Source organism: Rhodanobacter sp. UC4448_H15 (assembly GCF_052978265.1).
The window spans coordinates 3,746,562-3,769,315 of the sequence record NZ_CM129665.1 but is presented as its reverse complement, the minus strand read 5'-3'; the positions used below and the strand labels follow the sequence as shown (position 1 = coordinate 3,769,315).

Annotated in this window: 27 protein-coding genes; 8 read left to right on the top strand and 19 right to left on the bottom strand. The window is 68.4% G+C overall.

Going from position 1 to position 22,754, the window contains the following annotated elements; all coding sequences use genetic code 11:
- Positions 1-67: 67 nt before the first annotated feature.
- The 3 genes from ACVCMI_RS17285 to rpsU all read right to left on the bottom strand — a co-directional run bounded on the left by ACVCMI_RS17285 (position 68) and on the right by rpsU (position 1,155).
- A complete protein-coding gene (locus ACVCMI_RS17285) occupies positions 68-238 on the bottom strand; it encodes a DUF1328 domain-containing protein (protein WP_136257740.1) in 171 nt (56 codons plus the stop codon).
- A gap of 83 nt (positions 239-321) precedes the next feature.
- The gene (locus tag ACVCMI_RS17280; RefSeq protein ID WP_395120336.1) at positions 322-768 is read right to left on the bottom strand and encodes a GatB/YqeY domain-containing protein; all 447 of its coding nucleotides are present in this window, start codon (positions 766-768) and stop codon (positions 322-324) included.
- 171 nt (positions 769-939) lie between these two features.
- Positions 940-1,155: a 30S ribosomal protein S21 gene (rpsU, locus tag ACVCMI_RS17275; RefSeq protein WP_007081639.1), complete on the bottom strand. Its 216-nt coding sequence runs from the start codon at positions 1,153-1,155 to the stop codon at positions 940-942.
- A gap of 68 nt (positions 1,156-1,223) precedes the next feature.
- On the opposite strand from rpsU, the gene tsaD reads away from it, so the two are divergent.
- Positions 1,224-2,285, top strand: coding sequence for a tRNA (adenosine(37)-N6)-threonylcarbamoyltransferase complex transferase subunit TsaD (gene tsaD / locus ACVCMI_RS17270; protein ID WP_447097961.1), 1,062 nt, complete (start codon positions 1,224-1,226; stop codon positions 2,283-2,285).
- Between the two features lie 91 nt (positions 2,286-2,376).
- Here tsaD and ACVCMI_RS17265 read toward each other — a convergent pair whose 3' ends face one another.
- The 3 genes from ACVCMI_RS17265 to ACVCMI_RS17255 all read right to left on the bottom strand — a co-directional run bounded on the left by ACVCMI_RS17265 (position 2,377) and on the right by ACVCMI_RS17255 (position 4,989).
- Positions 2,377-3,096 (bottom strand): pseudouridine synthase, encoded by a 720-nt coding sequence (locus ACVCMI_RS17265; RefSeq protein ID WP_395120334.1) that lies wholly within the window; start codon positions 3,094-3,096, stop codon positions 2,377-2,379.
- Between the two features lie 157 nt (positions 3,097-3,253).
- The gene (locus ACVCMI_RS17260; RefSeq protein WP_447097962.1) at positions 3,254-4,030 is read right to left on the bottom strand and encodes an ABC transporter permease; all 777 of its coding nucleotides are present in this window, start codon (positions 4,028-4,030) and stop codon (positions 3,254-3,256) included.
- Positions 4,027-4,989, bottom strand: coding sequence for an ABC transporter ATP-binding protein (locus ACVCMI_RS17255; protein WP_447097963.1), 963 nt, complete (start codon positions 4,987-4,989; stop codon positions 4,027-4,029). The genes ACVCMI_RS17260 and ACVCMI_RS17255 overlap by 4 nt, the downstream gene beginning before the upstream one ends.
- Before the next feature lie 91 nt (positions 4,990-5,080).
- Between ACVCMI_RS17255 and ACVCMI_RS17250 the strand changes: the two genes are divergently transcribed.
- Positions 5,081-5,827 carry a ferredoxin--NADP reductase gene (locus tag ACVCMI_RS17250; RefSeq protein ID WP_395120331.1) on the top strand — a complete coding sequence of 249 codons (747 nt, stop codon included), beginning with the start codon at positions 5,081-5,083 and terminating at the stop codon, positions 5,825-5,827.
- 223 nt (positions 5,828-6,050) lie between these two features.
- Positions 6,051-6,413 (top strand): hypothetical protein, encoded by a 363-nt coding sequence (locus ACVCMI_RS17245; protein WP_395120330.1) that lies wholly within the window; start codon positions 6,051-6,053, stop codon positions 6,411-6,413.
- Positions 6,414-6,453: 40 nt separating this feature from the next.
- Here the strand turns inward: ACVCMI_RS17245 and ACVCMI_RS17240 are convergent, their stop codons facing one another.
- The 4 genes from ACVCMI_RS17240 to ACVCMI_RS17225 all read right to left on the bottom strand — a co-directional run bounded on the left by ACVCMI_RS17240 (position 6,454) and on the right by ACVCMI_RS17225 (position 11,565).
- Positions 6,454-7,455 (bottom strand): fimbrial protein, encoded by a 1,002-nt coding sequence (locus ACVCMI_RS17240; protein WP_447097964.1) that lies wholly within the window; start codon positions 7,453-7,455, stop codon positions 6,454-6,456.
- Positions 7,452-10,214 (bottom strand): fimbria/pilus outer membrane usher protein, encoded by a 2,763-nt coding sequence (locus tag ACVCMI_RS17235; protein ID WP_447097965.1) that lies wholly within the window; start codon positions 10,212-10,214, stop codon positions 7,452-7,454. The genes ACVCMI_RS17240 and ACVCMI_RS17235 overlap by 4 nt, the downstream gene beginning before the upstream one ends.
- Complete coding sequence (locus ACVCMI_RS17230) at positions 10,211-10,945, bottom strand: fimbrial biogenesis chaperone (protein WP_447097966.1); 735 nt, start codon at positions 10,943-10,945, stop codon at positions 10,211-10,213. Before ACVCMI_RS17230 ends, ACVCMI_RS17235 begins: the two co-directional genes overlap by 4 nt.
- A 95-nt stretch (positions 10,946-11,040) precedes the next feature.
- The gene (locus ACVCMI_RS17225; protein ID WP_395120326.1) at positions 11,041-11,565 is read right to left on the bottom strand and encodes a fimbrial protein; all 525 of its coding nucleotides are present in this window, start codon (positions 11,563-11,565) and stop codon (positions 11,041-11,043) included.
- 659 nt (positions 11,566-12,224) lie between these two features.
- Here ACVCMI_RS17225 and ACVCMI_RS17220 point away from each other — a divergent pair.
- Complete coding sequence (locus tag ACVCMI_RS17220) at positions 12,225-12,437, top strand: helix-turn-helix transcriptional regulator (RefSeq protein ID WP_447097967.1); 213 nt, start codon at positions 12,225-12,227, stop codon at positions 12,435-12,437.
- A gap of 21 nt (positions 12,438-12,458) precedes the next feature.
- Here the strand turns inward: ACVCMI_RS17220 and ACVCMI_RS17215 are convergent, their stop codons facing one another.
- Positions 12,459-12,788, bottom strand: coding sequence for an EF-hand domain-containing protein (locus tag ACVCMI_RS17215; RefSeq protein ID WP_447097968.1), 330 nt, complete (start codon positions 12,786-12,788; stop codon positions 12,459-12,461).
- Positions 12,789-12,790: 2 nt separating this feature from the next.
- Positions 12,791-13,393, bottom strand: coding sequence for a GTP cyclohydrolase I FolE (gene folE / locus ACVCMI_RS17210; RefSeq protein ID WP_395120323.1), 603 nt, complete (start codon positions 13,391-13,393; stop codon positions 12,791-12,793).
- Positions 13,394-13,544: 151 nt separating this feature from the next.
- Here folE and ACVCMI_RS17205 point away from each other — a divergent pair, with 151 nt between their 5' ends.
- Together ACVCMI_RS17205 and ACVCMI_RS17200 are read left to right on the top strand one after the other, a co-directional pair.
- Positions 13,545-14,189: a hypothetical protein gene (locus ACVCMI_RS17205; RefSeq protein WP_447097969.1), complete on the top strand. Its 645-nt coding sequence runs from the start codon at positions 13,545-13,547 to the stop codon at positions 14,187-14,189.
- Positions 14,186-14,398 (top strand): helix-turn-helix transcriptional regulator, encoded by a 213-nt coding sequence (locus ACVCMI_RS17200; RefSeq protein ID WP_395120321.1) that lies wholly within the window; start codon positions 14,186-14,188, stop codon positions 14,396-14,398. Before ACVCMI_RS17205 ends, ACVCMI_RS17200 begins: the two co-directional genes overlap by 4 nt.
- 3 nt (positions 14,399-14,401) lie before the next feature.
- On the opposite strand, the gene rmuC is transcribed toward ACVCMI_RS17200, so the two are convergent.
- On the bottom strand, positions 14,402-15,844 hold the full coding sequence (gene rmuC / locus ACVCMI_RS17195; RefSeq protein ID WP_447097970.1) for a DNA recombination protein RmuC: 1,443 nt from the start codon (positions 15,842-15,844) through the stop codon (positions 14,402-14,404).
- A gap of 125 nt (positions 15,845-15,969) precedes the next feature.
- Here rmuC and ACVCMI_RS17190 point away from each other — a divergent pair, with 125 nt between their 5' ends.
- On the top strand, positions 15,970-17,163 hold the full coding sequence (locus tag ACVCMI_RS17190) for an NAD(P)/FAD-dependent oxidoreductase (protein WP_447097971.1): 1,194 nt from the start codon (positions 15,970-15,972) through the stop codon (positions 17,161-17,163).
- A gap of 37 nt (positions 17,164-17,200) precedes the next feature.
- Here the strand turns inward: ACVCMI_RS17190 and ACVCMI_RS17185 are convergent, their stop codons facing one another.
- From ACVCMI_RS17185 to ACVCMI_RS17170, 4 genes are all read right to left on the bottom strand, one after another.
- Positions 17,201-18,373, bottom strand: coding sequence for a class I SAM-dependent rRNA methyltransferase (locus tag ACVCMI_RS17185; RefSeq protein ID WP_447097972.1), 1,173 nt, complete (start codon positions 18,371-18,373; stop codon positions 17,201-17,203).
- A gap of 107 nt (positions 18,374-18,480) precedes the next feature.
- Positions 18,481-18,915, bottom strand: coding sequence for a hypothetical protein (locus ACVCMI_RS17180; RefSeq protein WP_447097973.1), 435 nt, complete (start codon positions 18,913-18,915; stop codon positions 18,481-18,483).
- A gap of 105 nt (positions 18,916-19,020) precedes the next feature.
- On the bottom strand, positions 19,021-19,977 hold the full coding sequence (locus ACVCMI_RS17175; protein WP_447099518.1) for a serine/threonine protein kinase: 957 nt from the start codon (positions 19,975-19,977) through the stop codon (positions 19,021-19,023).
- Positions 19,978-20,155: 178 nt separating this feature from the next.
- A complete protein-coding gene (locus ACVCMI_RS17170; protein WP_395120316.1) occupies positions 20,156-20,596 on the bottom strand; it encodes a hotdog fold thioesterase in 441 nt (146 codons plus the stop codon).
- A gap of 54 nt (positions 20,597-20,650) precedes the next feature.
- On the opposite strand from ACVCMI_RS17170, the gene ACVCMI_RS17165 reads away from it, so the two are divergent.
- Positions 20,651-21,712: a 2Fe-2S iron-sulfur cluster-binding protein gene (locus ACVCMI_RS17165; RefSeq protein WP_447099519.1), complete on the top strand. Its 1,062-nt coding sequence runs from the start codon at positions 20,651-20,653 to the stop codon at positions 21,710-21,712.
- A gap of 77 nt (positions 21,713-21,789) precedes the next feature.
- Here ACVCMI_RS17165 and ACVCMI_RS17160 read toward each other — a convergent pair whose 3' ends face one another.
- Together ACVCMI_RS17160 and ACVCMI_RS17155 are read right to left on the bottom strand one after the other, a co-directional pair.
- Positions 21,790-22,236, bottom strand: coding sequence for a rhodanese-like domain-containing protein (locus ACVCMI_RS17160; RefSeq protein WP_447097974.1), 447 nt, complete (start codon positions 22,234-22,236; stop codon positions 21,790-21,792).
- Between the two features lie 84 nt (positions 22,237-22,320).
- A complete protein-coding gene (locus ACVCMI_RS17155) occupies positions 22,321-22,734 on the bottom strand; it encodes a hypothetical protein (RefSeq protein ID WP_447097975.1) in 414 nt (137 codons plus the stop codon).
- Between the last annotated feature and the right edge of the window lie 20 nt (positions 22,735-22,754).

The window sequence follows — 22,754 nt, the reverse complement described above, 5'->3', positions numbered from 1 at the left end:
GAGGCGCACTGGCGCCGACCGGTGGCATACCGCGAGGCGACCTGGCGCCGGCGCGTGGTCGGGCCGGCTAGAACAGGCTGATCACGCCGACCAGGGCCAGCACTGCGAGCAGGAACAGGATCACGAAGCACGCGAACAGCACCTTGGCGATGGTCGCGGTGGCGCCGGATACGCCGCCGAAGCCGAGCCAGCCGGTGATCAGCGAAATGATGGCGAAGATGATGGCCCACTTCAGCATGCGGTCCTCCGGAAGGCGATGGGGTTTCCGGAGGTTGTAGCGGGATCGGCGTGAAGGCGGCGCATCGCCGACCGGGCGGCGCGTCAGCCGGCCAGGCGGGCCTTGATGCGTGCGGACACCACGCCCATGTCGGCGCGGCCGGCGGCCTTGTCCTTCACCGCGGCCACCACCTTGCCCATGTCCCGCGGCGAGCTGGCGCCGGTGTCGGCGATCGCGGCGGCGATCAGCGCGTCGATCTCGGCTTCGCCCAGCTTGGCGGGCAGGTAGGTTTCGATGACGGCCATCTCGGCGCGCTCCACCTCGGCCAGGTCTTCGCGCTGGGCGGCAACGTACTGACTGACCGAGTCCTTGCGCTGCTTCATCATCTTTTCCAGTACGGCGAGCACCTGGCCATCGTCCAGCTCGATGCGCTCATCCACCTCGCGCTGCTTGATCGCCGCGAGCATCAGCCGGATCACGCCCAGCCGCGGCTTGTCGCCGCCGCGCATGGCGGTCTTCATGTCCTCGGTGAGCTGCTGCTTGAGCGTCATGGCGATGCCTCGTTGGGTGGAATTCCGATTCGTCGGAAACGGCAAAGCCGGCGTTGTCCCTGGGAACAACGCCGGCCATGGCCTATCCGGATGCTTGCGGCGGCAGCGAGAACCCGCGCCTGCCGCATGACTGTTGCCGCTCGACCCGCCGACGCGCGGCGGGGAGGGCGCTCAGTACAGGCGGACCTTGCGCGAAACGTCGCGCGAGAGGCGACGCAGGTGGCGCTTGACGGCGGCAGCGCGCTTGCGCTTGCGCTCCTGGGTCGGCTTCTCGTAGAACTCGCGCTTGCGCGTCTCGGCCAGCACGCCGGCCTTCTCGCAGGTACGCTTGAAACGACGCAGTGCGATCTCGAACGGCTCGTTCTCGCGAACTTTTACGTTGGGCATGGAAACTCCAGGTGGTAATCTGCCCGCCTGTGCGGGACAGTGGAAAGTGGTGAGCCGCGAATTATACCGTGGATAACAAAGATTTTTCAAAGCCGGCCCACCGGCCGGTGCTGGGCATCGAGAGCTCCTGCGACGAGACCGGCGTAGCCATCCTGCGCTGGCAGCCGGATGCCCCGGGGGCGGGCCTGCTGGCCCATACCCTGTACAGCCAGATCAAGTTGCACGCCGATTACGGCGGCGTGGTGCCCGAGCTGGCCAGCCGCGACCACGTGCGCAAGCTGCTGCCGCTGATCCGCGAGGCGCTGGCGCAGGCCGGGCTGGGCGTGCGCGATCTCGGCGGGGTGGCCTACACGGCCGGTCCCGGCCTGGTCGGCGCGCTGCTGGTGGGGGCCTCGGTGGGCCGCGCGCTGGCCTGGGCGCTGGACGTGCCGGCCGTCGCCGTCCACCACATGGAAGGCCACCTGCTGGCCCCGCTGCTGGAGCAGGACCCGCCGCAGCCGCCGTTCGTGGCCTTGCTGGTGTCCGGCGGCCATTCGCTGCTGGTCGAGGTCAAGGCGATCGGCCAGTACACCATCCTGGGCGACACCCTGGACGACGCCGCCGGCGAGGCCTTCGACAAGACCGCCAAGCTGATGGGCCTGCCCTACCCGGGCGGACCGGCGCTGGCGAAACTGGCCGAACAGGGCCGGTCGGGGGTGTTCCGCTTCTCGCGGCCGATGACCGACCGGCCCGGGCTGGATTTCAGCTTCTCCGGCCTGAAGACCCAGGTGCTGCTGGCCTGGCAGAAATCGGACCAGAGCGAGCAGACCCGCGCCGACGTGGCCCGCGCCTTCGAGGAGGCGATCGTGGAGACGCTGCTGATCAAGTGCCGCCGCGCACTGGAGGCCACCGGCACCCGCCGGCTGGTGATCGCCGGCGGGGTGGGCGCCAACCGCAGGCTGCGTGCGGATCTGGCGGCGGCAGGCGAGAAGGACGGCTTCCGCACGTACTTCCCCCGCCTGCAGTTCTGCACCGACAACGGCGCGATGATCGCCCTGGCCGGCGCGATCCGGCTGGCCAGCGGCCAGCAGCAGGACGAAACCGTGCAGGTGCGCCCGCGCTGGGACCTGCAGACGTTGCCGGCTGCCTGAGCTGCCGTAGGGCGGGCACCGCCCGCCGCTCCTGGTCTTGGTACGTCGAAAAGCCGGCGGGCAGTGCCCGCCCTACAAAGCGGTTACGCGCTCACCATTGCGTGCGCCCGGGCAGCAAGCCCTTCAGCTCCGCGTCGGTGAGGTTGCGCCACTGGCCGGGTTTCAGGTGGGCCAGCTTCACGTTGTCGATGCGCACGCGGCGCAATTGGGTCACGCGATAGCCGAACGCCGCCGCCATCAGGCGGATCTGCCGGTTCAGGCCCTGGGTCAGCACGATGGCGAAGCCGAACTTCGCGATCCGGCGCACGCGGCAGCGCTGGGTCAGCTGGCCGTGGATGCGCACGCCCTTGCTCATGCCGGCGATGAACTCGTCGGTGACCGCCTTGTTCACGCCGACCAGGTATTCCTTCTCGTGGTGGTTTTCCGCGCGCAGGATCTCGTTGACGATGTCGCCATTGCTGGTGAGCAGGATCAACCCTTCGGAATCCTTGTCCAGCCGGCCGATCGGGAAGATCCGCTGCGGGTGGTCGACGAAATCCACGATGTTGCCGGCCACGCTCTGGTCGGTGGTGCAGGTGATGCCGACCGGCTTGTTCAGCGCGATGTAGACCGCCTTCTTCGCCGCCGGCGTGGCGGCCAGCACGCGCGCCCGGACGATCTCGCCATCCACGCGCACCTCGTCGCCGTCCAGCGCCTTGGCACCGGTGCCGACCACCTCGCCGTTGATGCTCACGCGGCCGGCGAGCAGCCACTCGTCGGCTTCGCGGCGCGAACACAGGCCGGCTTCGCTGATGTACTTGTTTACGCGCATAAGGCCGGGAATCGGGAATGGGGAATCGGGAATCGGGAATCGGTGAGGTTGGGTGAGGTCGCTCTGATCGGATTTCGTATGGTTTTCGGGCATTGGGCGAGGCGCGTGGCTCACGTTCTGCAGCTTTTACCTATTCTCGATTCCCTATTCCCGATTCTCAGCTCCTCAGCCCCACGCCGCGCCTGAGCAGTTGCAGCGCCGCGATCGACAGCCCGGCGATGAACCCCAGCATCACCGCGAAGGCCCAGCCCACCGACACGTCGCTGATGCCGAGCACGCCGTAGCGGAAGGCGTTGACCATGTACAGGATCGGGTTGGCGTGCGATATCGCGCGCCATGGCTCGCCCAGCATGTCGATCGAGTAGAACACGCCGCCCAGGTAGGTCAGCGGCGTGATCACGAAGGTGGGCACCAGGGCGATGTCGTCGAACTTGCTGGCGAACACTGCGTTGATGAACCCGGCCAGCGCGAAGATCACCGCGCCCAGCAACACCGCGGCCAGCGCGGTCAGCGGGTGCGCCACGTGCAGCGACGTGAAGAACAGCGCGACCACCAGCACCAGCGCGCCGACCACCAGGGCGCGTGCGACCGCGCCGATCACGTAACCGCAGAGGATCGCCCAGTTGGCCATCGGGGCCACCAGCATCTCCTCCACCGAGCGCTGGAACTTCGCGCCGTAGAACGAGCTGGAGATGTTCATGTAGCTGTTGTTGATGACCGACATCATGACCAGGCCGGGCACGATGTACTGCATGTAGCTGAACCCGCCCGCAATCGGGCCGATGCGGCTGCCGATCAGCTTGCCGAAGATGATGAAGTACAGCGTCATCGTGATGACGGGCGGGATCAGCGTCTGGGTCCAGATGCGCAGGATGCGCACGATTTCGCGCCGCGCGACGGTGTACAGCGCGACCAGGTTGGTGGAACTGCTCATGCCGCCTTCTCCCGCTCCGGGGTGCGGCCTTGTTCGACCAGCCGCACGAACAGTTCCTCCAGCCGATTGGTCTTGGTGCGCATCGAATGCACCGTGATGCCGTGGTGGGTGAGTGCGCTGAACAGCGTGTTGAGATCCTGCTTGCGGGCCATCTCGGCCTCCAGGGTGCGCTCGTCGATGCGGCGCAGAGCGATGCCGGCCACGGTCGGCAGCTCGCCCGGCGGTTCGGCCAGGTCGAGCACGAAAGTCTCCACGTCCAGCGTCGCCAGCAGGCGCTTCATGCTGGTGTTCTCGATGATGGTGCCGTGGTCGATGATCGCGATGTTGCGGCACAGCGACTCGGCTTCCTCCAGGTAATGCGTGGTCAGGATCACCGTGGTGCCGGCCGCGTTGATGGCGCTGACGAAGTGCCACATCGAACGGCGGATCTCGATGTCCACGCCGGCGGTGGGCTCGTCCAGGATCAACAGCTTGGGCTCGTTCATCATCGCGCGGGCGATCATCAGGCGCCGCTTCATGCCGCCGGACATCTCGCGCGCCTGATGGAACGCCTTGTCCCACAGGCGCAGCTCCTTGAGGTATTTCTCGGCGCGTTCGGCGGCGAGCCTGCGCGGGATGCCGTAGAAGCCGGCCTCGTTGACGCAGATGTCGAACGGCTTCTCGAACTGGTTGAAGTTGATCTCCTGCGGCACCAGCCCGATCAGCTGCATCGCCGCACTGCGCTCGCGCATGACCGAACGGCCGAACACCAATGCATCGCCGCTGCTGGCGTTGACCAGCGAGGAGAGGATGCCGATCAGGGTCGACTTGCCCGCGCCATTGGGGCCGAGCAGGGCGAAAAAGTCGCCCTGCTGCACGGTGAGGCTGACGCCCTTGAGCGCTTCCACGCCGTTGCGGTAGACCTTGCGCAGATTGTCGACGACCAGCGCGGGGGGCGAATCGTTTTGGGTGAAGGACATGGGCTGCGCCAAGGGGGACAAGCCGCTTATTATACGGGGCTGACCATCACCGTCCGGGCCCGCCCGACGCACACACTGTTTCGGGAAAACCATGGCCGAATCCTTCCAGCTCCGTCTCGTCGACGCCCGCATGCTCGCACCGACGGTGCGCCACCTGGTGTTCGAGCGTGTCGACGGGCAACCGCTGGCGTTCCAGCCGGGCCAGTTCCTGCAGGTGCATTTCCACTACGACGACGGCACGCCGACCAAGCGCAGTTATTCGGTGGGCAGCGTGGGCGACGGCTCCTCGCCCGTGCCGCACATCGAGATCGCGGTGAGCTACGTCGAAGGCGGCGCCGCGACGAAGCTGCTCGGCGAGCTGCCGGTCGGCGGCGTGATCGACGCCAGTGGCCCGTACGGCCGCTTCTGCCTGCAGGAGGCCGACACCCACCCGCGCTACCTGCTGCTGGCCACCGGCACCGGGGTCACCCCGTACCGCGCGATGCTGCCGCAGATCGAGAAACTGCTGGCGGGCGGCAATCGCGAAGTGGTGCTGCTGTACGGCGCCCGCAACGAAACCGAACTGCTCTACGGCGAGGAGTTCGAGGCGTTCGCGCAGCGCCACCCCGGCTTCCTGTTCCACGGCTGCCTCAGCCGCGAGGCCCGCGCCGTGCCGCGCCCCGGCGATCGCGCCGGCCACGTGCAGCACGTGCTGGCCGAACTCGGGCCCAGCGCCGAACGCGACATCGCCTACCTCTGCGGCAACCCCAACATGGTCGATGCCGCCTACGCCGCCCTGCAGGAGTTCGGCCTGCCGGTGAAACAGATCCGCCGCGAGAAGTACATCTCCTCCCGCTGACGTCGCCGACCTTCCCGGTTCACGCCTCTTCCACGCGCGCATCACGCGCGGGGCGGTATGCAGGCGGACATGGAAGCGGCATGGCGTTCTTGCCCGGCTGAAACGTGACGCACATCACAGTTTGCGATGCGCGCCGGCTCCGCCGCTAAAGCCCGTACAAGCGCTGCCGAAAAGCCACTTGAGTCGCCCCGTCACAGGCGGGTTTGCGCAAGAGGTGCAGGGCATGAGGAGTTCGTGGAGCAGCAACGTGGTCGGAGGCGCATGGATGGCGCTGGCTCTGCTGGGCGCCTTCTCGGTGGCCAAGGCCGCCAGTGGGCGCATCTCGTTTTCCGGCGCGGTGGTCGAACCGACCTGTACCGTGCCGGCCCACTACCTTGCCGCCAGCATCGCCGCCCCGGCCGTCGACGCCCGCGCGCCGCTGCGACTCGCCTGCGGCCAGACCGCGACCGATCCAGGGCGGCCGTATTCGCGCGTGGTGCTGGATCTGGATGCGACGCGTGTCGCCGGCGATCGCCTGCTGACCTATTTCACCCGCAACCAGCATGGCGCAACCGCCGCGAAGCTTGTCGTGCACACCTACGAGTGAGGAGGGGTCGGACCCGCCATCCGGCGTTGTCGCGCGTCCTTCAGGGGTAGGTCAACGTATAGGTGGCTGTCGCCGTGACCGACCCCGATGCAAGCGCTCCCGTGGTCCGGTAGTAGCGTGCGACCAGCGGGATTTGCGACGCACCACTGGCCGCGTTGAAGGTGACGGCCGTGCCCAGCGCGACCGGATTGCCGCTGGTTCCCGGCGCGCCGTTCCAGACGATCTGGATACCGACTCCGGTTGCCGTCCCGCTGTTCGACAACACGCCGTTGGGTCGGTTGACCGGGTTGGTCGAGTCCAGCGTGATCGCCAGCTTGGCGTTTGCCGAGCAGGTCAGCGGGATCGCGAAAGGCTTGTCACCCGTGGTCACGCCGGTCCCGCCGGCGAGAGCGCTGGTGGTGACCGTCGGCAGCGGCACGGTCAGGCTTGACGGCACGCTGCAGGCCGGGGCCACGAAAGTCAGCGATCCGGCCAGCACGATGGATGCGTCGACAATGTTGTTGCTGACGGTGCCGGCCTGAAAGTCGGCGAGCGCGCCGGACACCACCGTGCCGTCGGCGATATTGCCGGTCTTCACCAGCTCGACCGTGACGGGGTCCGCTTCAGTCCAGGTGGAGCTGCCGTCCAGGCTCTGGAACGGCCAGGGGCCGATGAGTCCGGGGTAACTGCCCGAAGTCTGGGTGATCCGGAAGCTGATGCCGGTGGTGCCGATCGGGAACAGGTATTGCCCGGCAGCGGGAGTCGCGCCGGCACGGTTCGTCAGGCCCCAGTAGTTCTGGTTGCCGTTGCACTTGAAACTCACCGGTTGGCTGATTCCGGTCAGGCCGGAGGTGTAGAGCGTGGCGCCCACCGGGATGCCGGGATCGTTGACGATGGTCGCCGGGACGCCAACGGAATACGTGCCTGTTGAGTCGCCACGGCTGAAGGAGCAGCCGGCATGCGCGACGGGCGTTGCTGCCAGCAGGGTGCAAGCCAGCAGCAGGAGCCACCGGTTCGGCAATCGGAATGCCCGCGGGATGGAGGTGATGGGACCGTTGCTCATGGGCGGGCCTCTGCAAGCTTTGCTCGAAGGTCGGGTGCGACGCAGGTGGCCTCGATCCGCCGGATTCCCGCAGCCGTGCCGTTCGACTTTGCGAGGTCATAGGGGAGGGTGCACGACTGCGATGCGCCATCATCCGTTTGCCAGTTCACCCGCAGCGAGCCGCTGTCGTTCGGCAATCGCGCCATGATCTGCCCGGCCTGGCCGACCACGCCCACCAGCGTGCCGCGCGCGTCATCCACTTCGGCACCGAACGGCAGCGTGTTGCCGTCGGCCAGGCGGGTCTGGATCAGCACGAAGCGGCCGCTTTCGCTCTTGAACTTGATCAGCACCACCGCGCCGGCGCGCGGCGCGATCTGCGCGCTGGTGTTGTCCAACTGCACGTCCAGCGACAGGCCGGTGGGGTCGATGTCGATGCGGTTGAGCTGGTACGGGGTGAGGTACGGGATCAGCGCATAGCCGTTGTGCCCGATCCTCACGCCCGCGGCGTTGATGACCCGCGCGCCGGCGGCGTCCCGTGCCTCGACGAGGCCCACGGTGTCGCCCAGCGGCTGGCCGAAGGTGACGCCGCCGGGATGCGCGACGATGCCGCCGGCCAGGTTGAACGAGGCCTGCGAATAGCCGCTGCCCGCGCCGACGCCGACGTTGACCTGCACGTGGCTGCCGCGATAGCCGGCGTTGACGCTGCCGCTGGTGCCCACCGAGCCGCTGTCGCGACCGTTGTCGTGGGTGGCGGTGACGCCGTAGTTGAACTGGTCGTTGCTGCCGGCGGTGCCGCTGACGGTGGCCTGCTCCTGCGTGGCGTCGCTGCCGGTGCGGCTCAGCGCGCCGGTGAGGATCGGCGCATGCGCGCCGTTGCCCAGCGGGATCGTGAGGTTGAGCATGAAGCGGTTTTCGCTGCGCCCGAACAGGTTGCGCTCGCGGCTGGCCGAGACGTTGTAGTTCAGCCGGCCCACCGAGTTGTTGTAGCCGACCTGGAACTGGGTGTCGGTGCCACCGCGGTTCCAGTAGTCGCGCGCCGAACCGGTGACGTACAGCGAGCCGCCGGTCGCGCCCAGGCGCTGGCTGAGGTTGATGCTGAAATTGTTGCGCTGGCGATCGACGCCCACGGTGTCCAGCGCGCCGGTGTAGTTGATGCCGGCCAGCGCCGCCTGCTGCTGCGGGGTGAGCAGGCCGGCCACCGGCACGCCGTTGATCAGGATCGGCCGGGCCGGGCCGCTGGCGAACACCGGCAGGCCGCGTTGCGCGTAGTCGCGCGCGCGCGCCGCATCGCGCAAAGTCAGGTAGCCGCTGGTGGAATAGCGATAGGCCGCCACCGACAGCGAGGTGCCGGTGGGCGCCATGATCTTGCTGTAGCTCAGCCGTACGCTCTGGCCGGACATGGTGTCGAGGCCGGGGATGCGCGTGCGCGCGCCGGTGATGTCCATCGCGAACGCGCCGTAGCGGGTGTTCAGCGCGCTGCCCAGCAGCATGGCGCCGTAACCTTCCGAGCCCACCACGCCGGCATAGCCGGTGAGCAGGTTGGTGAAGCCGTGCTGCAGGGTGGCCTGCACCACGTTCGGCTCGTCCTCGATGGTCTGCTCGCGCATCTGCCCCGCCGCGATGCTGAAGCGGTTGACGCCGGGGCGCAGCAGCTGCGGCACCGAGGCGTAGGGCACCGAGAAGCTGTGCACGCGGCCGCTGGCTTCGGTCACGCTGACTTCGAGATCGCCGCCGTAGCCGGTCGCATAGAGGTCGTCGATCACGAACGGGCCGGGCGCGACCGTGGTCTGGTAGATCAGCATGCCGTTCTGGCGCACCACCACCTTGGCGTTGCTGTCGGCCACGCCGCGCACGGTGGGTGCGTAGCCGCGCAGCGACTGCGGTTGCATGCGGTCGTCGGTGGCGATCTGCACGCCGCGCAGGCCGAAGCTGTCGAAGATCTCCCCGCTGGTCCAGGAGTCGCCCACGGTCAGCTGCGCGCGCAGTGCGGTCAGGTCGCGTTGGGCGTAGGTGGCGATATTCTGCCAGTGGTGCGTGGAGCCGGCCGCGCCGGTGCCCGATTGCCAGTCCAGCGTCGAGTCGTGGCGGACCCGCCAGGCGCCCAAGTTGATGCCGGCATCCAGGCCCAGGTAGGTCGAGGTCTGGTGCAGGCCGCCGGCGCTGGTGCGGTAGCTGTTCAAGTTGTAGTTGAGCAGGCCCGCGGTCACGCCTTCGTCCCAGTACTGCGGGTCGACATAACCGCGCGCCACGCGGCCCAGGAACGCCTGCGGCACGCTGGCGTCCAGTCGCAGGTCGCCGAGGTCGAAGCCGAGGCTGGCGCCCGGGATCACGCGCGTGATGTCGACGCAGGCGGCAGGGTCGGCCATTTCCGCAAGCAGCGCGTCGGAGAGATCGGCCGGGTGCAGACCCAGGGTGTCCAGCAGCGCCGGGGTCACGCAGGGCGTGGCGCTGGCGTCGGGCGAGGGCGCGGCCAGGCGCACGTCGCGGCGGCCGACCGGCGCGTCGTTGAGGTAGATGTCGACGCTGTAGTTTCCGGCAGGCACGAAATTGCCGCGTTCGAAGCGCGACAGGTCGGTGGTGTTCTGGCCCGCGCCGGCGAGCATGCTGCGGTCGAAGTTGGCATCCGCCGCGTCGGCCGCGGCGCCGGCGTCGGCGTTGGCCGCGGCAGCGTGGGCGGCACCGGCGGCGGTGGCCAGCGCCAGCAGGATCGACAACGCCAGCCGACGGCTGGCGACTGCGCGCGCGCAGGGCGTCGATGCGCGGGCGCGTGCGCGCTTCACGGCGTGATCGTGCCCTGGTTGGCGTCGGCGGCGCCGAAGTCGTTGATCGTGGTGAACGCGACGGCGGTGCCGGCGGCAGGGGCCGGTGCGCCTTCGGCAAGCGGCAGGCGCAAGGTCGACAGCGGCGCGACCATGCCCGCGTCGGTCGCCAACGCCGCCTTGCCGGCACTCAGCGACACCTTGCTGAACGTGACGTGGTAAGGCGTCGGGTTGTGCGCCACCAGCGCATGGCCGTCGCTGGCCACCGACCAGGTGATCTGCGAGGCGGCGGTCAGCGGGTTGCCGGCCAGGCCGGCCGGGCGGAAGAACAGCTTCAGCCGCGACCGCACGGCGAACTGCAAGGTGTTCTGCGTCTCGCCATTGACGGTGCCGGGCTTGGGCGGGATCTCGAGCACGTTCAGCCAGAACAGCGACTCGCGATCCGTCGGCAGCGGCTGGCTGGTGTAGACGATGCGCAGGCTCTGGCCCTTGCCGGCGTTCATGCGGAACAGCGGCGGCGTGATCAGGAACGGCACGCGCGCGGTATCGGGGGTGGAATCGGGATTGCCGGCGTCGATCCAGGCTTCGACCAGGGCTGGTTGCTGGCCGTTGTTGTTCAGGCGCACGGTGACTTCGCCACTGGCGGCCGGGAACACCACGCGGGTGCCGCCGATCACGACGCTGGCGTCGGCCGCGCCACTGACAGCCGTCAGGGCGATCAGCATGGCGCCAAGGGCGAGCAGGTTCTTCATCGGAGGGTTCCCGGGACGGTGGAGCGGTAGTGGCGGCTGGCAAAAAAACGGCGCGCTGCAGCCGCCATGGCGACTGCGGCGCGCCGATGTCGCGCTTACTGGTAGCTCAGGGTGAAGTTGACGGTCGAGGCGACCAGGCCGGCGGTGGCCGCGGCGCTGGCGGCGACGTAGCGGGCGTTCATGGCCACGCTGCCGCTGCCGCTGGTGACGTTGATCACCGGAGCATTGGCGCCGCTGGACGCGTTGATCAGGGAGGCGCCATTGAGCAACTGGATCTGCACGTTGGAGCCGCCGACGACGGTGTTCTTCAGGTTGCCGGTGCCGGCGTCGATGTTGCTGCCGCTGAAGCTCATCGCGGCGGTGGTGGTGTTGGTGTCGCAGCCGGTCAGCGCAACGGTAAACGGCGTGGTGCCGGCGGTGGCGCCCACGGTGCCCAGGCTGGCGGTCATCACGGTGGGCAGCGCCACGGTGGCGCCGCCATTGACGGCGACGGTGCAGGTGTCGGACAGAACCTTGCCGGAGATGGTGATGGTGCCGGTGTTGGCTGCCTGGGCGGTCGGCGCGAAGGCGGTGGCGGCGATCACGGCGACCAGTGCGGTGGAAAGCAGAGTCTTGTTCATGGTGTTCCTCGTTGGATGGATGGTTTCGGGATCTCGGCATCGCCGCACGAGGAAAGGCCCGTTGGCGGCAAGGCATCTGGTAAACCGGCGGGTTCTGGCTAAATTCATTCCCCCCGGATGAAATGCAGACCACGATCTACCGTGGCTTGCGGTGGCTAAAGCAACCGGCATGCCAATCATCCTGATCGTCCGGATTCCCCCTCGCCGCCACGACCTGCCATGTGGCTTTTCTGCCGTGGGGCAAAAAATTGGCAGCGTTTGTCGGCGTTCCCCTACAGATTGCGTCACATAAAGTGCGAACTGCGTCACAAATTGTACTGATATATGAAGCTTGAGCAACCGCACCTCGTCTGATTGCTTAGCTTTGGTCAAGTAAACTTGACGCTACTGGGCCGGCCCGATAGCTTCGCGGCGGGAAGATTGCCCGCGCGTCCGGAGCCCGCCGTGAACCCCTTTCGCCAGCGGCGAATCCCTCTCTCGCCGTTGCGCCCGCGGCTGCGAACAGCCGGAAAACCGGTCACGCCGGCATCCGCCTTGCCTTTTCTCGCGGTTGATCCGACGGCCCGCTTCGTCGTGAGCAGGCGCCTCGCCTCTTTGCGAAAAATGCCGGGCAACAAGCCCGCCCCGCAGCAGGGCCGATCGACATCGGAGTCCCGCCGATGAACAACTGCCTGCGCGAGTTGCGCGGCGAACAGGCATGGTCGCAGGCCGAGCTGGCCGAGCGCCTGGACGTGTCGCGGCAGACAGTGAACGCGATCGAGACCGGCAAGTACGACCCCAGCCTGCCGCTGGCATTCAAGATCGCGCGCCTGTTCGGACGGCCGATCGAGTCGATCTTCTTCCCTGGCGTGGATCCCGGCGGGCCGGGGTGAGCGCGGAGCAGGCCGGCCGGATCAGCGCGGCGGCGCGGTCAACTCGCGCGCATCCAGGCTGCCGTCATGGTTGCGGTCCAGCCGATGGAACTGGCGGCGCAGGTTGTCCTGGAATGCCGGGAGCGAAATCGGCTCGCCGCGGCGGCCCGGCAACTCGTCGGTTTCCAGCACGCCGTCGCCGTTGGCATCCATCTGCGCGAAGCCGCGGCTCATGTACTGGACGTATTCGGCGACGCTGACCTTGCCGTCGCCGTCGCGATCGAAGAACCCCAGGTAGGCGACGCGTGAATCCTGCGCGTGCGCAAGGGCTGCCAGCCACAGCAGCGGCACGGCGCACCAGCGGGGGTGCATGTTCAGCGGGCGCTGCCGTGGATGCCGATGAACTGCAGGAACTCGTTGCGCGTGCGCACATCGTCGCGGAAGCTGCCCAGCATCTGGCTGGTCACCATCGACACGCCGCGCTTGTGCACGCCGCGGGTGGTCATGCACTGGTGGCTGGCGTCGATCACCACCGCCACGCCGCTGGGCTGCAGGGTTTCCTGGATGCAATGGGCGATCTGCGCGGTGAGTTTCTCCTGCACCTGCAGGCGGCGTGCGAAGCCGTCGACCACGCGGGCCAGCTTGCTGATGCCGACCACGCGGTTGGTCGGCATGTAGCCGACGTGGGCGCGGCCGATGATCGGCGCCAAGTGGTGCTCGCAATGGCTCTCGAACTGGATGTCGCGCAGCACCACCATCTGGTCGTAGCCGGCCACTTCCTCGAAGGTGCGCCGCAGGAACTCCGCCGGGTCCGATTCGTAGCCCGAGAACCAGTCCCGGTAGGCCTTGGTCACCCGCTTGGGCGTGTCCAGCAGGCCCTCCCGCGTGGGGTCGTCGCCGGCCCAGCGCAGCAGGATACGCACCGCGTCCTCGGCCTGCTGCTGACTGACTTCCTGGGAATGATGCTCTTCGTTCATGCGGGGGCCTCGGGATGGCTGATTTGCCAGTTTAACGTTCCCAACCTGATGACGTCTGTGTCGCCGGGGTTCCCGCGCGGGGAGGCCATTGTCCGTCTGACAAGACATGATGTAATGTATAACATACATAACGTCCGATGGAGATGACACCATGTCGCGCAACCTGCGCTACTTCGTCCTGGTTCCGCTGTCCGTGGCGGCGTTCTACGTGCTGTTCGTGCTGCCCGACGTGGATCTGGGCTGGCCCGGCGGGCTGGCCGTGCTTGGTGGCGCCTGGCTGGTCTGGTACCTGCTCTGGGCCACGCTCCAGGAATCCGCCGCGATGGCGGCCCGGGACGAGTCGGCGGCACCGGTGTCGCCGGGCGAGCAGCGGGCCTGGATCGGCCTGGTCTTCACCGCGGCCATCGGCGCCTACTACCTCCTGCGCGGTTCGCAGATGGTGGCTGCGGATGGGTCGATGGCGCCGGAGGCCTCGGCGATCGGCCGGCACATCGGCATGCTGGTGGTCGGCTGGCTGGTGGTGATGCAGTTGCTGCGGCATCGCTGGCGCGACACGGTGGAACAGGACGAGCGCGATCGCCAGATCGAGGCGCGCGCCTGCGGTTGGGCGCGGGTCGGCTTGTCGGTGTTCGTGATCGGCCTGGCCGTGATGTTCGCGTTCTCGCCGCTGGAACGCCTCGCCTGGGCCCGGCCGATGGCGGTCGCCAACGTGCTGATCGTCGGCCTGATGGCGTCGTGCCTGCTGGAATACCTGGCTACCGGCATGGCCTACTGGCACGACCGGCGCAGCGCATGAGCGGCACGCCGATCGACAACAGCATCCGCAAGCTGCGCTTCGAGCATGGCGAAATGACCCAGCAGGCGCTGGCCGATGCCTGCGGGATCACGCGGCAGACGGTGATCGCGCTGGAAGGCGGCAAATACGCGCCGTCGCTGGAGCTGGCCTTCCGTATTGCCCATGCGTTCGGCGTGGGGGTGGAGGACGTGTTCCGCTGGCGACGCTGAGGTTCAGTCGGCCGTCGGTTCGTCGCCGTCCTCCGTGGCGGGGGCGGTATCGAGAAGTTGCTGGCTGACTTCGCCGGGCAGTGTTTCGACGCCGCGCAGCCTGCGTTCGATCGCGCGCGTGCGCACGCCGGTCGCATCGATCTGGTTGCTGGCCTGGTCCAGATTCTTCTTGACCTTGTCCAGCACGGCACCGAACTTGCCGAACTCGGTCTTGACCGCACCCAGCAGCTGCCACACCTCGCTGCTGCGCTTCTCGATCGCCAGCGTGCGGAAACCGGCCTTGAGGCTGGTCAGGATCGCCGCCAGCGTGGTCGGTCCGGCCACGGTGATGTGGTGTTCGCGCTGCAGCGACTCGAACAGGCCCGGCCGCCGCAGCACTTCGGCGAACAGGCCTTCGGTCGGCAGGAACAGGATGGCGAAATCCACCGTATGCGGCGGCACCACGTATTTGCTGCGGATGCGCTTGGCCTCCTCGCGCACGCGCCGTTCCAGCGCGTTGGCGGCATCGGCGGCGGCCGCGGCATTGGCGTTCTCGTGAGCTTCCTGCAGGCGCTGGTAGTCCTCGAGCGGAAACTTCGCGTCGATCGGCAACCACAGCGCGGCGCCATCGACGCCGTTGGGCATGTGGATGGCGTACTCCACCCGCGCGTCTGAGTTGGGTGCGACGGCCACGTTGACCGCGTACTGGTCGGGCGTCAGCAGCTGTTCGAGCAGCGCGCCGAGCTGGGTCTCGCCCAGCACGCCGCGGGTCTTCACGTTGCCCAGCACGCGCTTGAGGTCGCCCACGCCGACGGCCAGGCCCTGCATCTCGCCAAGGCCGCGCTGCACGGCCTCCAGTCGTTCGGAGACCAGCTTGAACGATTCGCCGAGGCGATTTTCCAGCGTGGCGTGCAGCTTCTCGTCCACGGTGGCGCGCATCTGCTCCAGCTTGGCCGCGTTGTCCTGCTGGATCGCGCCGAGCTTGGCCTCCAGCGTGGCGCGCACCTCGCCCATGCGCTTCTCGTGTTCGGCGCTGAGTGCGGCGAGGCGCTGCTGCTGCTGTTCGCCGAAGCGGTTGAGCGCGAGCGTGGTCTCCGCGCGGCTCTTGCGCGCGTCCTCCGCGAGTTGCTGCGCCAGGGTCTGCAGACCCTGGCTGGTGCCGTCGGTGAGCGCAGCCAGGCGCTGGCCGAAGCCCTCGATGCGCTCGGCCTGCTGCTGCGACATGCCGCCGAGCTGCTCCCCCACATGGCCGCGGAAACGGTCGAAACCCTGTTGCAACTCCTCCCGACCGGCGCGTTGCTCCTCGCGCAGGGTGCGCTCGACCCGGGCACTGTCGTCCTTCAGCGCATCCAGTTTGGCGCTCACGCCCGCGCCGTCGCGGCCGCGCAGCACCGTGACGAGCTGCAACAGCAGCACCAGCACAAGCAGGATGACGAGGACGATCTGCAGGATCTCGTTGAGTGGCATGGAACGTTTCCCGGGTTCGATGCATCCAGTGTACGTCGAGCCGTCTCATGGCCTGCGCCGGCGTTTCACGCTGGAATGGCGGGCGTGGTGCATGATGGGCGGAGTGCTTGTTCAAGGAGAAGGTCATGGAACATGTCCACGATTACCTGATCATCGGCGCAGGCATGGCCGCCGATGCGGCCGCCAAGGCGATCCGCGAGGTCGATCCGGCGGCCGACGTCGGCCTGGTCGGCGACGAGACCTCTGCGCCGTACCAGCGCCCGCCGCTCAGCAAGGGGCTGTGGAAGGGCGACAAGTCGCCCGCCGACGTCGACCTGGCCACCGCGGCCAGCGGCGCCACCCTGCATCTCGGCCGGCGGATCGAATCGCTCGACCGCGCCACCCGCGTCGCGCGCGACGACCGCGGCGACACCTACCGCTATCGCCGCCTGCTGCTGGCCACCGGTGCCACGCCGCGGCAGCTGCCGTTCGAGGGCGGCAAGCGGCTGATCCATTACCGCACGCTGGCGGATTACCAGGCGCTGCACGGTTTCGCGCAGCCCGGCGCGTACATCGCGGTGATCGGCGGCGGCTTCATCGGCTGCGAACTGGCTGCCTCGCTGGCCGCGCTGGGTTGCAAGGTCAGCCTGCTGTTTCCCGGCGAGCTGCTGGGGGCAGGACGTTATCCCGAGGGACTGGCGCGTTTCATCACCGACTACTTTGCGCGCCATGGCGTGGACGTGCGACCCGGCGCGCAGGTCACCGGCAGCAATCCCACGGATGGCGGCGTGGAGCTGAGCCTGTCCGACGGCACGTTGCTGCGCGTGGAGGCCGCCGTGGCCGGCATCGGCGTGACGCCGAACGTCGCGCTGGCCGAACAGGCGGGGCTGGCGGTGGACAACGGCATCCTGGTCGATGCGCAGCTGCGCACCAGCGATCCGGACATCTGGGCCGCCGGCGACGTGGCCAATTTCCACAGCGTGAGCCTGGATCGCCGGATGCGCGTGGAGCACGAGGACGCCGCCGTCGGCATGGGCCGGCTCGCCGGCCGCGCGATGGCCGGGATCGCGGATGAGTACGTCACCCAGCCGTTCTTCTACTCCGACCTGTTCGACCTGGGTTACGAGGCGGTGGGCCTGCTCGATACGCGGCTGGAAGTGGTCGAGGACTGGCGCGAACCGAACCGCGAAGGCGTGGTGTATTACCTCGACGGTGGGCGCGTGCGCGGCGTGCTGCTGTGGAACACGTGGGACCAGGTGGACGCGGCGCGCGCGCTGATCGCCGAGCCCGGCCCGTTCGACGCCGCCTCGTTGCGCGGCCGGCTGCCGCGCAAATCCTGACCCGCGCCGCGTTGTTGCAGAAAAAAGCCGGAATCCCTCAATCCACCCGGCAGAACACCGCCTTCAGGTAGCGCCCTTCCGGCACGTCGGTGCGGAACGGGTGGTCGGCGCCGGCGCCGCGCACTTCCAGCACCTGGATCGTGCGGCCGGCGTTGAGCGCCACCCGGCGCAGCATCTCCAGGAACTCGCCTTCGCCGACCAGGCCGGTGCACGAGCAGGTCAGCAGCAGGCCGCCGGACGGGATGATGTCCAGCGCCATGCGGTTCATCGCGAAGTACTTCTTCAGCGCGTCCATCACCTTGCTGCGGTCGCGGGTGAGCTTGGCCGGGTCGAGGATCACCGCGTCGTACTTCTCGCCGCGCGCGACGGCGGCGCGCACCCAGTCGAAGATGTCGGATTGCTCGAACGTCACCGCGACCTGGTTCGCTTCCGCATTCGCGCGGGCGACTTCCAGGATGCCCGCGTCCAGGTCCACGCCGACCGCCTCGCGCGCACCGCAGGCCATCGCGTGCACGGCGAAGCCGCCGGCGTTGCAGCACAGGTCGAGCACGCGGCGGCCTTTCGCCAGCTCGGCGAAGCGCTTGCGGTTGTCGCGCTGGTCGGCGAAGAAGCCGGTCTTGTGGCCGAGCCCCGGCGCGGCGTGGAAGCGCAGGCCGTGTTCGTGCACCTCGAACGGCGCCGGCACCTCGGGGCTGCGACAGTCGAACGACTCCTGCTTCTGCACGTGCGACTCGGCGAACCAGTACAGCTGCGCGCCGGGGAAGTGGGTGAGCAGGGCGGCGTGGATCGCTTCGCGAAAACGCCACATGCCGGCAGCGAAGTATTCGATGACGATGACGTTGGCGTAGCGATCGACGATCAGGCCGGAAAGGTCGTCGCCTTCGCTGTGCACCACGCGCCAGGCATCGCTGACCTCGTCGAGCTGCAGCCACTGGCGGCGCAGCTGCACCGCGCGGGCGATGCGCGCGGCGATCCAGTCGGCGTCGATCACGGCATCCGGATGCGTGTCCAGCAGGCGAAGGGCAATGCGCGCATGGCCGTTCCAGAATGCACGGCCGACGAAACGCCCCTTCGCATCCTGCACCTCGACCACGCTGCCCGGCGGCAGCTTTGACTCGGGCTTGTGCAGCTGCGCCGACCATACCCACGGGTGGCCGGGAGCACGATCGGATTTCAGGCGGATGACGGGAAGCGCTGCGGGCGTATTCATCCGCGCATGATAGCCGCTGGCCGGGTCCCTCTTCGGAGCGTAGGGCGGGCACTGCCCGCCGCTTTGGGGGAAAGACCGGCGGGCGGTGCCCGCCCTACTCCCGTGCGTCAGCGCAGGCGCAGCACCAGCCAGGAGAGCAGGGCGAGCAGATTGACGCCCACGCGCGACACCGACGGGCCGGCGACCGCGAGCACGAAACCCTGGCTGCCGAGGTGCCAGTCCAGTCCCAGCCGCGGCGCGGCCTGCAGGGTGGCAAACACGTTGATGAAGGCGCCGCAGTGCAGGCCGTAGCTGAACACCGGCAGGGCGATCAGTGGCAATTGCAGCAACTGCGCCCAGCGCGACAGCCGCACGCCATGCTCGGTGCCGGCCACCAGCTGGACGCCGGCGGCGAGCACGAAACCGTACAGCACCAGGCCGATCAGGGCGATCACGCCGTCATGCGCGCCGAACGGCAACAGCCGCCGCAGCATCGCCGCCACGCCGTACAGGCCGCCGGCGATTTCGAGGACGCCGATCAGGCGGAACAAGGTGGTGCGCATGCAAGAAACTCCTGAAAGCAAGTCGGTGGATTGTAGGAGCCCGCTCGCGGGCGATGTTCCTGCTGCATCCCGAATCCGGGAACCGCATCGCCCGCGAGCGGGCGCCTACGAGGGGGCGCCGAGCTCGTCGGCCAGTTCATGCAGGTCGGCGACGTGCTGGTCCCACCAGCGCGATTCGGCGACGAAGGGGAACGCGGCAGGAAACGCCGGATCGTGCCAGCGTGCGGCGATCCAGCCGGCGTAGTGCAGCTGGCGCATCGCGCGCAGTGCCGGGATCAGCGCCAGTTCGCCGTCGTCGAAATCGCGGAACTGGCGGTAGCCTTCGAGCACGGCATCCATCGCGCGCTCGTCGTTGGCCAGCATCCACAAGTCCTGCACCGCCGGGCCGGTGCGGGCGTCGTCGAGGTCGACGAAATGCGGTCCGGCGTCGGTCCACAGCACGTTGCCGGGGTGGCAGTCGCCGTGCAGGCGCAGCTGGCGCACCGGGCCGACCGCCTCCAGGCGCGCGGCGATGGCGGCATCCAGGCGAGTCGCTGCCGCGCGGTAGTTCCCCTGCAGCGAGGTCGGCAGCAGCGACGAGTCGAGCACCGCGCACAGCGGCTGCTGCACCATGGTGTCGCGATCGAGCCGGCCGCGGTGGACGAACGGCGCACGCGCGCCCACCACGTGCATGCGCGCGATCAACCGGCCCAGCCACTGCAGCTGGTCGACGGCTTCCAGTTCGGGGGCGCGGCCGCCGCGGCGCGGCGTCAGCGCGTAACGGAAGCCGCCGTGCAGCAGCAGGGTGCGGCCGTCGAATGCCAACGGCGCGACCACCGGCAATTCGGCCTCGGCCAGCTCCTGCGCGAACGTGTGCTCCTCGATGATCGCCGCATCGCTCCAGCGGCCGGGCCGGTAGAACTTCGCGATCACCGGCGGCGAGTCTTCCAGGCCCACCTGCCAGACCCGGTTCTCGTAACTGTTCAGCGCTAGCAGGCGTCCGTCCGGCCACAACCCGCAGGCGCTCACGGCATCGAGCACCAGGTCGGGGGTGAGGCTGGCGTAGGGCGCGTCGGCGGTCATGTCGGCGGGAGTGCCGATCTCACCGGTGCGCACCGGTCGTCATTCCCGCGAAAGCGGGAATCCATGGGTTCACGAGGTAAAAGACAGCGGATGACCAGACATTCGTCTGTTGAAAAAGCGTCTCCCGCTCTCGCGGGAATGACGATGCTCCAATGAGAGTCATCGGGAGCAGGTCGCATTATCTGGTGCCCATGCCGCGCGCGGCGATCACCGCCATGGTGATGCGCGAGATGCACACCAGCGCGCCGTCCTCGTTCTCGATGCGGATCTCCCACACCTGGGTGGTGCGGCCGATGTGCAGCACCCTGGCGGTGCCGGTGACGGTGCCCGAGCGCACGCCGCGGATGTGGTTGGCGTTGATGTCCAGGCCCACCGCCAGCTCCTGGTCCGGGTCCAGCGTAAGCATCGCCGCGGTGCTGCCCAGGGTCTCGGCCAGCGCCACCGAGGCGCCGCCGTGCAGCAGGCCGTAGGGCTGGTGGGTGCGCGCGTCGACCGGCATGGTGCCTTGCAGCCAGTCGTCGCCGACCGCGGTGATGCGGATGCCCAGCGTCTCCATCATCGTGTTGGCGCTCCAGCCGTTGAGGCGGGCCAGGTCGGTGGGTTGTTTCCAGAGGCTCATCGTCGATTCCCGTGCGGCGAGCCCGCATTGTTGTCTGTCGCGTTCACGGCGACAATGCTGCCGGTGCCCATCGTTACCCTGAAATCCTCCGGCCGGCAGTTCCCCGTGGCCATCGGCGAGACCGTGCTGGAAGCGGCGCAGCGCGCGGGCGTGGCGTTGCCGTATTCCTGCCGCGCCGGCGTCTGCGGCAGTTGCAAGGCCACCGTGCTGCAGGGGCGCTGCGAATACCCGCGCAACCCGCCGCTGGCGCTGAGCGCCGATGCGGTGGCCCATCACGCGGTGCTCTTGTGCCAGGCCGTGCCGGTCACCGACCTGCTGCTGGAAGCGCGCGAAGTGCCCTCGGTGGAGGACATCGTGCGGCGCCAGCTGGGGGTGGAAGTGGTCGACAAGTGGCGCCTGGCCCCCGACGTGATCGGCGTGCGCCTGCGCCCCGAACGCGGCGAACGGCGCCTGCGCCGGCTGCCCGGCCAGTATTTGGACGTGGTGCTTGAAGACGGCCGGCATCGGCCGTTCTCGATCGCCAACCGGCCGCAGCCGGACGGCAGCCTCGAACTGCACGTTCGTCACGTCGCCGGCGGCGGCTTCACTTCATGGGTCAACGATGCCCTGCAGGTCGGCGACCGCCTGCGCGTGGAGGGGCCGCTGGGCACCTTCGTGCCGCGCGAGGATTCCGAACGGCCGATGATCTTCATGGCCGGCGGTACCGGCTTCGCGCCGGTCAAGGCAATCATCGAGCACTTCATCGCGCTGGGCACGCGCCGCCCGATCCGGCTCTACTGGGGCGCACGCAGCGCCGACGAGTTGTACCTGCGCGAGCTGGCCGCGCAGTGGGCGCGTGACGTGCCCGGCCTCGACTTCCATCCGGTGGTGTCCGACGCCGCGCGCGCTGACGGCCTGCGCACGGGCCTCGTGCATGAGGCAGTGCTGGCCGACTGGCCCGACCTGTCGGGTCACGACCTCTACATGAGCGGCCCGCCGGCGATGATCGACGCTGCGCACCCGAGCTTCCTCGCCGCCGGCCTGCCGGAGGATCGGCTCTACTACGACTCGTTCGAATACGCGCCCGACGTGCTGGCGCAGATCATCGCCAGCCGCGCCGGCATCCATGATGGCTAGAAGCGGGTGAAGAGGAGTGAGAAAAGAGAGGACAACCCCGCTTTCTCTCACTTCTCACTCCTCTCCACTTGCTCCTGCTACTTGTTGCCTTTGGCCACCGGCAACTGCGCCGCGTGCCAGGCCAGCACGCCGCCGCCGAGGGTGTGCACGTGCTCGAAGCCGGCCTTGAGCAGGCGCTGCGCGGCCTTGGCCGCATTGCCGCGACCGTCCTTGTCCATCAGCACGACCGGCAGGGACTTCGCGGCGGCGAGATCCTTCTTTTCCGGGTCGAACTGGCTCATCGCCACGTGCTTCGCACCGGGCACGTGCATCTTCTCGAAGTCCGCCAGCGCGGACAGGTCGATCAGCAGCGGATTCTCGCGGTTGATCAGGCCGGTGAGCGCGGCCGGGCTCAGTTCCTTGATCTTGCTGAACATGATCCGCGCCTGGATGACCAGCAAGGCCACCAGCAGGATCACGAACAGCACCGACAGGGCGACATGGTTGCCGACAAAGGCAGGCAGCTGGTGCAGGAAATCGTTCATCGTCAGTCCATCGGCGCGCCGCGCGGCGCCGGTTCGGGTAAACCCGCGATTATACGGGTTGCGTGCGGCAGCCGGCGCCTGCGCTCATTCGCGGGTGATGTCCGGCAGCCCGCTGGTCAGCCACCAATGCCTGGTCTGCTCGTCGTAATGCCAGGTCTGGCGGTCGATCACGCTGCGCTCGGCCTGGGTGTGGATGTTGACCACGCTGATCCGCACCGTCTGCTGCACCTCGGTCGGGCCGAGCGGCACCGGGCCGCTGCCGTCGTCGTACTCGGTGACGCGCACCTGCTTGTAGCGCGCGCGGTCCAGTTCGCTCAGCGGGTGTTCGGCACGGATCTTCGGGTCGATGAACTGCGCGGCACTGGCGAAATCGCCCCAGCGCAGCGTGCCGGCATAGGCCGACAAGGTGGTGGTCAGCGAGCGGCTGCGTTCCTGCGTGGCGCAGGCGGCCAGCAGCAGGAGCGACAACACCAGCAGGAGCTGCGGGATACGGCGCATGGGTGGTTCTCCTTGGCGGT